Annotated in this window: 11 protein-coding genes; all 11 read right to left on the bottom strand. The window is 68.6% G+C overall.

Annotation, left to right across the window (positions count from 1 at the left end):
• Positions 1–103 precede the first annotated feature (103 nt).
• The 11 genes from ACFU5V_RS20975 to mftE all read right to left on the bottom strand — a co-directional run bounded on the left by ACFU5V_RS20975 (position 104) and on the right by mftE (position 13,196).
• Positions 104–1,444: an MFS transporter gene (locus ACFU5V_RS20975; RefSeq protein ID WP_378701619.1), complete on the bottom strand. Its 1,341-nt coding sequence runs from the start codon at positions 1,442–1,444 to the stop codon at positions 104–106.
• Between the two features lie 119 nt (positions 1,445–1,563).
• On the bottom strand, positions 1,564–2,109 hold the full coding sequence (locus ACFU5V_RS20970) for a hypothetical protein (RefSeq protein WP_378429554.1): 546 nt from the start codon (positions 2,107–2,109) through the stop codon (positions 1,564–1,566).
• A gap of 78 nt (positions 2,110–2,187) precedes the next feature.
• Entirely contained in the window at positions 2,188–2,955 is a 768-nt protein-coding gene (gene eutC / locus ACFU5V_RS20965; protein WP_378429553.1) for an ethanolamine ammonia-lyase subunit EutC, read from the bottom strand.
• Complete coding sequence (locus ACFU5V_RS20960) at positions 2,952–4,364, bottom strand: ethanolamine ammonia-lyase subunit EutB (RefSeq protein WP_378429552.1); 1,413 nt, start codon at positions 4,362–4,364, stop codon at positions 2,952–2,954. The genes eutC and ACFU5V_RS20960 overlap by 4 nt, the downstream gene beginning before the upstream one ends.
• Positions 4,361–5,815, bottom strand: a complete 1,455-nt coding sequence (gene eat, locus ACFU5V_RS20955; protein ID WP_378429551.1) for an ethanolamine permease — start codon at positions 5,813–5,815, stop codon at positions 4,361–4,363. The genes ACFU5V_RS20960 and eat overlap by 4 nt, the downstream gene beginning before the upstream one ends.
• A 153-nt stretch (positions 5,816–5,968) precedes the next feature.
• A complete protein-coding gene (locus tag ACFU5V_RS20950; protein ID WP_015889873.1) occupies positions 5,969–6,511 on the bottom strand; it encodes a DUF779 domain-containing protein in 543 nt (180 codons plus the stop codon).
• Positions 6,511–8,034 carry an aldehyde dehydrogenase gene (adh, locus tag ACFU5V_RS20945; protein WP_015889872.1) on the bottom strand — a complete coding sequence of 508 codons (1,524 nt, stop codon included), beginning with the start codon at positions 8,032–8,034 and terminating at the stop codon, positions 6,511–6,513. The genes ACFU5V_RS20950 and adh overlap by 1 nt, the downstream gene beginning before the upstream one ends.
• A 78-nt stretch (positions 8,035–8,112) precedes the next feature.
• Entirely contained in the window at positions 8,113–9,429 is a 1,317-nt protein-coding gene (locus ACFU5V_RS20940) for a transcriptional regulator (RefSeq protein ID WP_378429550.1), read from the bottom strand.
• Between the two features lie 65 nt (positions 9,430–9,494).
• Positions 9,495–10,967, bottom strand: a complete 1,473-nt coding sequence (mftG, locus tag ACFU5V_RS20935) for a mycofactocin system GMC family oxidoreductase MftG (protein WP_378701617.1) — start codon at positions 10,965–10,967, stop codon at positions 9,495–9,497.
• Complete coding sequence (gene mftF / locus ACFU5V_RS20930) at positions 10,967–12,367, bottom strand: mycofactocin biosynthesis glycosyltransferase MftF (RefSeq protein WP_378429548.1); 1,401 nt, start codon at positions 12,365–12,367, stop codon at positions 10,967–10,969. The genes mftG and mftF overlap by 1 nt, the downstream gene beginning before the upstream one ends.
• 106 nt (positions 12,368–12,473) lie before the next feature.
• Entirely contained in the window at positions 12,474–13,196 is a 723-nt protein-coding gene (mftE, locus tag ACFU5V_RS20925) for a mycofactocin biosynthesis peptidyl-dipeptidase MftE (protein WP_378701615.1), read from the bottom strand.
• Positions 13,197–13,208: the final 12 nt, after the last annotated feature.

Below are 13,208 nucleotides of genomic sequence, written 5' to 3'. Positions count from 1 at the left end.
CCTTCCGCGGTCGAACTTACTCTTGGTTGTTGTGATCCAGGGCATACTGCACGGCGAGGGGTGCCGGTAACTGTGCGAAGTCCGGACACCCCCGCCGGCGACGTCAGAGCGCGTCGTCTTTCGTTTCCACCAGTGCCTTCGTGCACAGCAGGCTCACCACGCCGAGGACGGCGAGTAGCACACCGATCGCGACGCTGCCGTACGCGGACGCCAGGGGCGCGGCGATCAGCGGCGGGACCGCGCCGCCGAGCACGCCGGCGAGGTTGTAGCCGAGGCCCGCGCCGGTGTAGCGGTACCGCGTCTGGAACATTTCCGGAAGCAGTGCGCCGCAGGGACCGTAGGCGATTCCGAAGATCGCGAGCGTCACCATCACGCCGATCGTGAATGCGACGGGTGAACCCGTGTCGAGCAGCGGGAACAGCGCCAGCGCCCACACGACGGCCAGCCCGCAGGAGATCATGATGACCCGACGGCGTCCGATCCGGTCCGAGTACAGCGCGGAAACGACGATGGTGAATCCGAAGACCACCGCGGAGGCGATCCCGACCGTCAGCACGAACGGGCGGCTGAACCCGAGGGTCTTGGTGCCGTAGCTGGTGAGGAACGCCGTGCCCATGTAGAAGAACGCGAACAGGGTGGCGAGCGCGCCTGCCGAGAGCAGGATCTCCTTGGTCTGGTAGCGCCAGGCGTCCATCAGTGGAAGGGTGCGCGGGGCCGCGTCGGCCCGGTCGGCCTGCTGCGCGGCGCGGAACACCGGGGTCTCCTCGATCGCCAGGCGCATGTAGAGACCGATGCCGACGAGGACGGCGCTGAACAGGAACGGAATCCGCCACCCGTAGTCGAGGAAGACCTCGTTGGTGTCGCCGAGCAGGGTGCCGGTGACGAGGAACGTGGCGCTGGAGAGGATGAAGGCCACCGCGGGCCCGAGTTGCGGGAACATCGCGTAGAGGCCGCGTTTGCCCGGGGGTGCGTATTCCGCCGTCAGCAGCGTGGCGCCCGCCCACTCGCCACCGACGGCGAATCCCTGCCCGAAACGCAGCAGCACCAACAGGATCGGGGCCGCGACGCCGATCGTCTCGGCGCCGGGCAGCAGGCCGATGAGGAAGGTCGAGACGCCCATCAGGATCAGCGTGGAGATCAGGGTCTTCTTCCGCCCGATCCGGTCACCGTAGTGGCCGAACAGCATCGCGCCCACCGGCCTGGCGACGAACGCGACGGCGAAGGTCGCGAAGGAGGCGACGGTGCCGGCGGTGGAGCCGAGGGCGGGAAAGAACACCGTGGGGAACACCAGCGCTGCGGCGGTGCCGTAGATGAAGAAGTCGTAGAACTCGATGGTCGTGCCGATGCCACTGGCAATGGCCACCTTGCGGACGCTGGTACCGCCCTGTCGCACCGGCGTGGGAGCGTGGGGGGCGCCCGCACCCGAGTTGGAGACTGTGGTCACTCGATTCCTCCGTGGTCCGTGGGGAACGCCCTGGTGGGCGTATCCCGGATGAGAGGAAAAGTAGTGATCCGGCTCACTGCGTCACCACCCCCGAATGGGGGGTGGTGACGCGGCTCACGTCATTCGGTGGCGCCGGACGCGCCGATCAGCTCCCTGCGCAGCTCGGTCCACACGGTGGCGTAGGAGTCGATCACGGGCTCCGAGATCCACTTCGTCTCCCCCGCAGCGACTTTCGCGAGGGCATCGGCGAACAGGTCCTGGTAGCGGGACAGCCGGGGCACGAACGCCGACAGGTCGTCGAACACGACCGACGCGCGGCGGTCCAGGTCGGCGAGCTGATCGGCGTCGGCCGTGTCGATCAGTCCGACGAACTCCTCGTGGAACGGCACGAAGCTCTCGTACACCTCGGCGATGGAGTCCTCGTCGATGGACACCCGCTCGGCGTCGAGCTGGTCCTCGAGCTCCGACAGCCCGGCGTCGGTGAGCGTGATCCGGCCGTCCGAGACCTCCTGCGCCTTGCCCTGGGTGAGCAGCGCGTCGTACGCGGCCTGCGCGGACGCGGCGCTCACACCGAGATGTTCGGCGAGTACCGCCGCGCTGACCTGCTCTTTCAACCGGACCGCCTGCAGCAGGGCCAATTCGTCCACATTGCCAGCGAAGGCCATAGATCTCTCCTCGTCACACCCCGTCCAGGGCGGTTCTCCGCAGGCCCGGTCGGACCTGCCGCCCTTTAGATAACACGACTACAGTTCGAGGATCTCCGAGGGGGCTGCCAGCGCATCCGCGCGGGAAGTGTCCTTCAGGTCCACTCCGGACCGGCCCAGTTTCCGGGCGCCGGACACGAGTCCCGCCACGACGCGGGCGGCGAGTTCGTAGCCGAGCCCCTCGGGTGGGTGGATGTTGGACACGCAGTTCCGGTCGGCGTCGGTGCGTCCGGGGCGCGGGAGGTGCGTGAGGTAGACGCCGACGCTGTCGGCCACCGACAGTCCCGGCCGCTCGCCGATCAGCAGGACGAGCGTCTGCACACCCAGGGCCTGCGCGATGTGGTCGCCGAGCGCCACCCGGGCCTGGGTCGCGATCACCGGCGGCGCCAGCGAGTACGTGCCGCCGAACTCGTCGACCAGCGCGGACAGCAGCGACACCCCGTGGTCGGTGAGCGCGCGGGGCGACAACCCGTCGGCGAGGACGAATCCCACCTCGGCCGTCCCCGCGGGGACACCGGACAGATCTGCCGGTGTGCGCCCCAGATCGGGCCGGCGCAGGTACTCGCTCCGATCCGACGCTTTGCTCGTCACGACCACCGGTCTGCCCAGGCCCACCGCCTCGACCTGTTCGGCCAGCGCCTGCGCGTCGAGCGGCTGGTGGACGGCGTCGCGGGCCGCGGCGTGCGCCGACCGGAACTCGAGGACGCGCTGCGTCGGCAGCGCGTCCCCGGTGCGGCCGAGTCCGATACGCGCCTGCGTCGTGGCTCGCAGTTCGGCCCAGAAGTCTTGTGCGACAGGATCGGTCATCGTGCCCCCGTCAGCGCTCGAAGCGGCGACGCCGCGGCGTCGACCGGCAGCACACGACCGGCGTCGTCGACCATCCCGAGACGGCGCATCCAGACCTCGAATTCCGGTGCCGGTCTGAGTCCGAGCACTTGACGTGCGTACAGCGCGTCGTGGAACGACAGACTCTGGTACCCGAGCATGACGTCGTCCGCTCCGGGCACCGCGATGACGAAGGCCGCGCCAGCCACACCGAGCAGGGTGAGCAGCGTGTCCATGTCGTCCTGATCGGCCTCGGCGTGGTTGGTGTAGCAGACGTCGACACCCATCGGCAGGCCCAGGAGTTTCCCGCAGAAATGGTCCTCGAGCCCGGCCCTGATGATCTGCTTGCCGTCGTACAGGTACTCGGGTCCGATGAAACCGACCACCGTGTTGATCAGTAGCGGTTCGAGGTCGCGGGCCACCGCGTACGCCCGGGTCTCGAGGGTCTGCTGGTCGACGGGCCTGCCTCCCGTGCCGAGGTGTGCCCCGGCGCTCAGGGCCGACCCCTGCCCGGTTTCCAGATACATCACGTTGTCGCCGACGGTGCCGCGTTTCAGCGACCGGCCTGCCTCGTTCGCCTGCCGCAGCAGCGAGATGTCGACGCCGAAACTGGAATTGGCGCCCTGCGTTCCGGCGATCGACTGGAACACGAGGTCGACGGGAACGCCGTCCTCGATCAGGCCCATCGTGGTGGTCACGTGCGACAGCACGCACGACTGCGCGGGAATGTCGAAGCGCTGACGGATGTCGTCGAGCAGGTGCAGCAGTTCCGCGGTGGCGTGCGGCGAATCGGTGGCCGGGTTGATGCCGATGACGGCGTCACCGCAGCCGAGCAGCAGTCCGTCGAGGGTGGCGGCGGCGATCCCGCGGGGGTCGTCGGTGGGGTGGTTGGGCTGCAGCCGGGTTCCCAGGTGGCCGGGCACGCCGAGCGTGGTCCGGAACCCCGCGGTGACGGTGACGGCCCGCGCGACCGCGATGAGGTCCTGGTTGCGCATGATCTTGCTGACCGCCGCGACCATCTCCGGGGTCAGCCCCGGCGCGACGCGGCGGAACGTCTCGGCTGCGCGGTCCCGCGCGGCGACGTCCAGCAGCCAGTCGCGCAGGCCGCCGACGGTGAGGTGGGAGATCTCGCCGAACGCGACCCGGTCGTGCGAGTCGATGATGAGCCTCGTGACCTCGTCGTCCTCGTAAGGCACCACGAGTTCGTTCAGGAACGTGCCGAGCGGGACATCGGCCAGCGCCCACTGCGCGGCGGCGCGTTCGGCGTCGGACGACGCCGCGCAGCCGGCGAGTTCGTCCCCGCTGCGCAGTGGTGTCGCCTTGGCCATGAGGTCCACGAGACCGTCGAACGTGTACCCGGTTCCCGCGACTCCGTGACTGTAGGTGGTCATTCCAATTCTTCCTCTGCCTTTGCAAGAACAGCAAACTCCTCGTCGGGCGAATTGGCAACGAGGTGATGGCGGCTGTACAGGCCGAAGTACGCCATGAAGGCCGCGAACGCGATCAGCGTCCACAGTGCGGCGACCGGATCGACGAGGAACGTGGCGATCACCGCGGCGGCCGCGATGACCAGCGCGAACGACGTGGTGGCGATGCCGCCGGGTGTGCGGTACGGCCGCTTCATCTCCGGCTCGCGCTTGCGGAGGACGATGTGGCTGACCATCATCAGCACGTAGCTGACGGCCGCGCCGAACACGGCCATGTTCAGCAGCATCGCGCCTTCCCCGGTGAGCGAGAGTACGAACCCGATGACACCCGGCACGATGAGTGCGAGCGTGGGGGCCTTCCGCGAGTTGGTGACCGACAGGTTCGTCGGCAGGTAACCGGCGCGGGACAGCGCGAACGTCTGCCGCGAGTAGGCGTACATGATCGAGAAGAAGCTGGCGACGAGGCCGGCCAGGCCGATGTAGTTGACGACCTTCGCCGCGGTTCCGTCACCGAGCGCCTCGACCAGCGGATTCCCGGACGTCGACAGGCTCTCGGCACCCAGTGCTCCCGTCGCGAGGAACAGGACCGTGGCCCCCGTGACGATGAGGACGAGCATGCTGATGATGATTCCGCGCGGTACATTCTTCTCCGGCTCGCGTGCCTCTTCGGCGGCCAGCGGCACGCCTTCGACGGCGAGGAAGAACCAGATGGCGAACGGGACGGCCGCCCAGATGCCGAAAGCGCCGAACGGCAGGAAACTCGATGCCCCCGCCGCATCCGTCGCGGCGATGTCGGTGAGGTTGCCCGCGTCGAACAGCCCGATCGCGGAGACCGCGAAGATCACGAGCCCGACGAGTGCGATCGCCGTGATGACGAACATGGCTTTGAGCGCCTCGCCGGCGCCGGTCAGGTGGATTCCGATGAAGATCGCGTAGACCGCCAGGTACACCCACCACCCGTCGGTGATGCCGAACAGGTTCAGTGATTCGACATAGCTGCCGATGAATGTCGCGATGGCGGCGGGCGCGATCGCATATTCGATGAGAATGGCCGTGCCGGTGGCGAATCCGCCCCACGGTCCGAGCGCCCGGCGGGCGAACGTGTAACCGCCGCCCGCGGCGGGCAGAGCGGAGGACATCTCGGCCATCCCGAGCACCATGGCCAGGTACATGCCCGCGATGACGACACCGGCGATCAGCAGTCCGCCGAATCCGCCCTCGGCGAGGCCGTTGTTCCATCCGGCGTAATCGCCGGAGATCACGTAGCTGACGCCGAGGCCTGCGAGCAGCACCCAGCCCGCCGAACCCTTACGGAGCGTGCGTTTTTCCAGATAACTGTTGTCTTCCGAGTGGAAATCGGCAGCATCGTGGTGTTTACCGGTTCCGGAATTCTTGGATGGTTCTACGAGTGACATTCCGTCCCCTACGTCGATCCGAATGTTGCCTCGCCGACGGCGCGCGAGAGCGGTGCCGAACGGCCGAGGCCAATGGTGAATGAGCTGTGTACACGTCGTGTCAGCAAAACGTGACCACGACGTAAAAACCGCGGTCGCAGTGAACTTCGGGCGCTAGGGGCCCGGGCGGCGAGCGGGCACGGGACATGCGTCGACGGCTTCGGCGACCACTTGCGGTTCGGGTGACGGTGCGGGCCTCCAGCCCTGCTCCCACCGCTCGCCCACGATGACGTCCTCCGCGGCGAGGCTGGTGTTCTCCTCCGGGGTGAAGGCACGCGCACGGCTGAGGAAGCGCATGCCTTCCGGGCTTTCGAGGCTGAAGCCCGAACCGCGACCGGGCACCACGTCGAGCACCAGCTGGGTATGCTTCCACGCCTCGAACTGCGAACCGGAGATCCACACGGGCACGGCGTCGGCACCCTCGGGCCGGGTGGACGGGGTCTCCCCCACGCCGAGACGCAGGTCGAGGACACCGAGCAGCACGTCGCGGTCACCGACGATGAATTCGCCGTCGGGATAGCACATCGGCGCGGACCCGTCGCAGCATCCGCCGGACTGATGCATCATCAGCGCCCCGTGGGTACCGCCGAGGCGGCGGAGAAGCTCCACCGCCCCGGCGGTTGCCTTCAGGCGCTGCGGCGCCCGGGCTGCGTCCATCAGAAGAAGCCCTGAGCCTTCTGGGCGTAGCTGACCAGCAGGTTCTTCGTCTGCTGGTAGTGCTCGAGCATCATCAGGTGGTTCTCGCGGCCGATGCCGGACTGCTTGTAGCCACCGAACGCGGCGTGCGCCGGGTACTGGTGGTACGTGTTGGTCCACACGCGGCCGGCCTGGATGTCGCGGCCCGCCCGGTAGGCGACGCCACCGTCGCGGGACCACACGCCGGCGCCGAGGCCGTACAGCGTGTCGTTCGCGATCTCGATGGCCTGGTCGTAGTCCTTGAACGACGTGACGGACACGACGGGACCGAAGATCTCCTCCTGGAAGATCCGCATCTTGTTCTGACCGGTGAAGATGGTCGGCTGCACGTAGTAGCCGCCGGACAGGTCGCCGCCGAGTTCGGCGCGCTCACCACCGGTGATCACCTTCGCGCCCTCGCCCTTGCCGATCTCGATGTACGACAGGATCTTCTCGAGCTGATCGTTGGAGGCCTGCGCGCCGATCATCGTGTCGGTGTCGAGCGGGTCGCCCTGGCGGACGGCCTTGGTGCGGATGGCCGCCATCGCGAGGAACTCGTCGAAGATGTCCTCCTGGATCAGCGACCGCGACGGGCAGGTGCACACCTCACCCTGGTTGAGGGCGAACATCGTGAAGCCCTCGAGCGCCTTGTCCTGGTAGTCGTCATTGGACGACAGCACATCGGAGAAGAAGATGTTGGGGCTCTTGCCGCCGAGTTCGAGGGTGACGGGGATCAAATTCTGCGACGCGTACTGCATGATGAGCCGGCCGGTGGTGGTCTCACCGGTGAACGCGATCTTCCGGATCCGCGGGCTCGAGGCCAGCGGCTTGCCCGCCTCGACACCGAAGCCGTTGACGATGTTCACCACACCGGCGGGCAGCAGGTCGCCGATGACGGAGATCAGGTGCAGGATCGACGCCGGGGTCTGCTCGGCGGGCTTGAGAACGACCGCGTTGCCTGCGGCGAGCGCGGGAGCGAGCTTCCACACGGCCATCAGGATCGGGAAGTTCCACGGGATGATCTGGCCGACGACGCCGAGCGGCTCGTGGAAGTGGTAGGCGACGGTGTCGGAGTCGATCTCCGACAGGGCGCCTTCCTGCGCGCGGATCGCGCCGGCGAAGTAGCGGAAGTGGTCGATCGCCAACGGAATGTCGGCGTTCAGGGTCTCGCGGATCGGCTTGCCGTTGTCCCAGGACTCGGCGAGCGCGATGGACTCGAGGTTCTCCTCGATGCGGTCCGCGATCTTGTTCAGGATGATGGCGCGCTCGGCCACCGACGTCTTGCCCCAGGCCGGAGCCGCGGCGTGGGCGGCGTCGAGAGCGAGTTCGATGTCCTCCGACGTCGACCGCGCGACCTCACAGAACGGCTGCCCGGTGACGGGGGTCGGATTCTCGAAGTACTGGCCCTTGACGGGCGCAACCCACTGGCCGCCGATCCAGTTGTCGTAACGCGATTGGAAGGACATGACGGCGTCGGGCGAACCCGGGCGGGCATACACGGTCATCGATAACTCCCTGGTGTCGTGAAACTCGGTGGAACTTTCTCGGTGTGACTCACAACACTAGGGACCGTACCGTTGCAACTACGTTGCGTACTGCTGATCGAACAGATCGATCCGCGACTTGACCTGGGAATACAACGGGGAACGCGGATCGAGTCCCGCGAGGTACGCCTCCCACGCGGCGACGTCCTCGCGGCCGTGGACGGACGTGGTCCACTTGGCGAGCAACCGCTGATCACCCTCCCGCAGCAACGCCGCCTGGACGCGGGCACGCAGTTCGCCGCGCAGGTCCTCGACGCCGGGGGCCTCCGACCCGGGAAGGACCGGACCCGAGTACACGTCGAGGGCGGCAGCGAGCTCACCGCGGTCCAGCGCCCCGCGCACCTGCCGGACGTCCGACGTCAATTCGGTGAGCAGCCGGTACGGCCGTGAACCGAGGTTCGCCGGACCGAAAACCTTGCGCAGGCGGGACATCTCGGCACGAATCGTGACAGCGTCGAGTTCGTTCTCGTCGAGCAGCACCGCAAGCCGGTCGGAACTGAGGCCCTCCGGGTGCTCCGCCAGGAGCAGCAGGATCTCCGCGTGCCGCTGCGAGAGCGGGACGCGTTCGACCCCGCGCACCAGAGCCGGTCGTCCCGACCCCAGCACCTCCAGTCGCAGCACCGTCTCGACCAGCGGCTGCGGTGAGCGCAGCAGGTGCAGCCGCAGTTCCGCCTCGGCGGCCGCGACGGTGGCCCGGATCAGCGACAGCACCTCGGGCACCGCGACCCGTGGTCCACCGGTGATGTCGATGGCGCCGACGATCAGCCCCGTCGCCGGGTCGTGGACGGGCGCCGCCGAACAACTCCAGTCGTGCACCGACCGGCTGAAGTGCTCGGCTCCGAAGATCTGCACGCAGTGGTCGAGCGCCAGTGCGGTGCCCGGGGCGTTGGTGCCGACGGTGTCTTCACTCCAGTCGGCGCCCTCGACGAAGTTCATCTCCAGTGCGCGGTCCTTGGCGGACGAATCGCCCTCGACCCACAGCAACTGGCCCTTCTCGTCGGTGATGGCCACGAGCAATCCGGTGTCGGCGGCGTCCTCGACGAGGAGTTTGCGGACCACGGGCCGGATGATCGACATCGGGTGGGACGCCCGGTACACGGCGAGATCCGCGGCCGCCAGGTCGACCGCGCGGGCGGATCCGTCCGGGCTCACACCCTTGCTCGTGCTGCGCATCCACGAATCGAGGATGACGGACCGCACCGAATTTCCGTCGCCTGCCTGGTCCCGGCCTGCGGGGGCGTGACGCTCGACGAACAACTGATGCGCCGACGACACCCTGCGCGCCAGCATCGCGACGTCGTCTCCCGGGCGCACGGCGACCCACGGATTGCCCCCTGTGGGCGGTTGACTGTGCATCGAACTCCTCCACGGCGTCTCTGCCTACTGTAACCCGGGTCACACGGCGCCGGGTTCCGCCCTCGTCACTGTCTCAGGAAGGTACTGACCCGCTCGGCGACCATGACCGCGGTGGCGTGCGGCCCACGGCTCGGGACCACCGGGAACACCGAGGTGTCCGCGATGGTCAGACCGTCCATGCCGCGGACGTTGCACCGCTCGTCCACCACCGCACCCGCGTCTGTGTGTCCGCCCATCCGGCAACTGCCGCACAGGTGCAGCGACGTCCCCAGGTGCGCGAGCACCGAGCGGTCGGACACCTCGCCGGACAGCGGCCGGACCAGCGGGCCGAGTTCCGGCGAGCGCAGCAGGTCCAGTGCGATGGCCTGCCCTTCGCGCAGCGCCCGGCGGTCGGCGGCCGATTGCGCGTACCGGTACTCGATCCGGGGACGGTCCCGGCGGTGCCTCGACGTGAGCCGGATGTCGCCCCGGCTCTCCGTCACCATGAGTCCGATCCCGAGAACCGGGTCGGGTTGCCCCGATCCGGGGACGAGCACGTCGAACGGCGCCGTGTACGGACGGATCTCGAGATCGCCGACGTTCAGTACCGTTTCGACGACCGGACTCGTGTCACTGCGACGGAGGGTGCCGCGGACTCGGTACGGCAGAGCGACTTCGGGGTGATCGCTGAAATCGGTGCCTACACCGGGCACGTCGAGGACGACGTCGATGCCGTTGTCCCTCAGATGTTCTGCCGGACCGATTCCCGAAAGCATCAGCAGCACCGGGGTTTCGACGGGACCCGCCGCCAGTACGACCCGGCCGGTGCGGACCGTGCGGCGGGCGCCGCCCGACTCGACCTCCACCCCCACCGTCTCGTTACCGGAGAACAGAATTCGCACGACGTCGGAGTTCGCCTCTACCGTCAGGTTGGGCGGCTCCGACGCCGGCAGCAGATACGCGACGGCGGTGCTGACCCGGCGGCCACCGTCGACGTTGAGCGGCACCGGGCCGATCCCGCCGGCGCCCGCTCCGTTCTTGTCGGGTTCCTCGGAATGTCCGGCGCCGAGGGCCGCGGCGCGGAACGCCGCGCTGATCTCGCTCAGCTGTTCCGCGGGCTGCCTGCGCACGGGCATCGGACCGGCGGTGCCGTGCCGGGAGTCGTCGAAGTCGGCGTCGCGCTCGAGTGCCCGGAAGGTGGGCAGCACGTTCTCGTACGACCACGACACGGGCCAGTGCCGGAAATCCGCTTCCGTCCCGCGGACGAAATAGGCGCCGTTGACGGCGCCCGACCCGCCGAGAACGCGACCGCGCACCATGGCCGAGGGCACGCTCGGCGCCAACTCCACGCCGTACGTCTGCGCGTATGCGCTGCCCGGGCCGACCGGCAGCGTCCGGTAGTCGAGGACGGGACAGTCGAGGGCCGACCGGTAACCGGGTCCGGACTCGAGGAGAAGGACCGATCGCCCCGGATCCTCGCTGAGCCGCGCGGCCACCACGCATCCACTCGAACCGCCGCCGACGACCACGACGTCGGCGGCGCGAATCGGATCGGTCACTACGACTTCAACCGGGGCTTCAATGCGTCGAAGTCGCGGGCGGCGACGGCGCCCTTCCAGAGCCCGGCACCGTACGCGACGTCGTCGAGCCGCTTGAACACCGTGTGCCGCACCGGTCCCAGCCCACCGGGCTCCCGGTGGGTGACCCAGTCGGCGACCCCCTCGGCGACGGCGATCGCGAGCGCGATCCGGCGAATCCGTTTCGAGAGCACTACCGCCAGCAGCGTGACGGGCCAGTAGTGACGGCACATCGCGGACGCCAACTGCCAGGCGCCACCGGCGAAGCCCTGGGCGGCGAGGATGGCGGCGATGCGGGTCGGCTGATCGAGTCCCGTGAACATGCGGCGCAGGCGCACCAGCATCATCGCGAGCGTGGCGACGGCGCCGAGCAGACCCAGCCGGGTGCAGGTGGCCGCGGCGATGCACGCGAAGAACGTCCACGGCGACATCGACAGCGGTGGGACCATGCCCGAATGCCTCGCCGCCAGGGGTGCCGCACCGGTGCCGTAGAACAGCTTGCGGTCGAACCACTTTCCGAACGTCACGCGATGGTCGTGCGCGACGTGGGCCACGGGCTCGTACCGCAGTCGCCAGCCGGACTCCTGGAGTCGCCAGCACAGGTCGACGTCCTCCGCCACGTGCATGGACTCGTCGAACCCGCCGAACTCGTCGAGCACCTCACGCCGGGCGATCATCGCGGCGCTCGGAACGTAGGACACCGGGCCGCCGGACTGGACCGCGGATTCCTTCCGCCCGAGGTCGAGGGAGGATCGGGCGTGCTCGTACCGCGCGAGCGTACTGGCCTCGGGTTCGAGCGCGACGATCCTCGGGGCGACCAGCGCGACCGCGGGATCGCTGAAGTGGCCGAGCATGACCTCGATCCACCCGGTGCGCGGCAGGACGTCGGAGTCGAGGAACGCCACGAACGGAGTTGCGGCGTAACGCAGACCGGTGTTGCGGGCCGCGGCAGGCCCCTTGGCCGTCTCGTGGCGCAGCACGGTGACGCGGCCGCCGCACCCGTTCCGCAGCGCGGGGGCGACGATCGGGACGTCGGAGCCGTCGTCGACGACGACCACCTCGAGTCCGCGGAGCGCGGCCAGCACCCGGTGCAGCCCGGACGCGTTGTTCTTCACCGGAATGACGACGGTGACGTCCTGCGGGGACGGCGTGCTCATGGGGCGCGGGTTGGCGACCCCCGAGTCGAGGAGCCGGCGGGCGACGACGGCGGACTGCGGATCGACGACCTCGAGGTAGCCGTCTCCGATCATGGCCGCCGCGGTGGGCGCCAGCTTCAGCATCCGGGTCGGCGAACCGCCGATGAGCACTCGGCCTCCGGAATATGCGCGTACCTTGGGGTCGATTCGGATCCCGAATCCATCGGGAAGTCGAGCTTGGCGCATCAGTCGATCGTATGCGGATCGGACAGCGCCGGCAGGGCATGCCGGAAATCAGCCGCAAGGATGTGCCGAAAATCCGCCCTCGGCAACTCGAGGGCGCCCGTGCGGGTCATTGGAGCCTCCCATCGGCGCCCGGTTCGCACCGGAGCCGTCCATCGGGGCCCGGTTCCCACCGGGCCAGTGCCTTGGTGACTGTGTGGACGAGCACGCCGAAGATCTGCGCCCCCTCCGCGGCCGTTGCACCCGTCGGGTCACCGAGCACCCCATTGGCCGACACGGCGACCATACCGCCTTCACGCAGTCTTGGCATCAACCTCGCGACAGGTTCCGTATTACCGGGCTCGGCCCTGGACAACCTCACTCGACCGGGTGAAAGGTGTAGCAACAAGGACGTTTCCGTACGTCCGGCATGGGCGTCGGCACCGGGGACTGCGCACGGCACCCAGGCCACGTCGCGGGCCTCGTATCGAAGCAAGGCGACAGCCTTGACCAATGCGGGTCCGTTTCCTCCGTGCCCGTTGACGAACAGCACGCGGTCCGCCCACCGGCACACGGACCTGCCGTATTCGACGAGCACCGTTTCGAGGGCCTCCGCCCCCAGCGAGACGGTCCCGGGAAACCCCTCGTGCTCACCGCTCGCGCCGTACGCGAGCGGGGGTGCGACGAGCACGTGCGGCAGCGCGCGGGACACGGCGTCAGCGATGGTGGTGTCGGTGTCGAGCGGCAGATGCGGTCCGTGCTGTTCGAGGGAGCCGACGGGCACCACGACCGTCGACACGTGGGACACGAGGTCGGGCCACACCGCGTCGTCGAGGTGTCCGGAATGGGGCATCCTCCGATGCTA

The sequence above is a fragment of the Rhodococcus sp. NPDC057529 genome (assembly GCF_042802055.1).
Taxonomy (GTDB): Bacteria; Actinomycetota; Actinomycetes; order Mycobacteriales; family Mycobacteriaceae; genus Rhodococcus_F.
The sequence above is the reverse complement of the archived record's forward strand: the minus strand, read 5'-3'. Positions and strand labels throughout refer to the sequence as shown.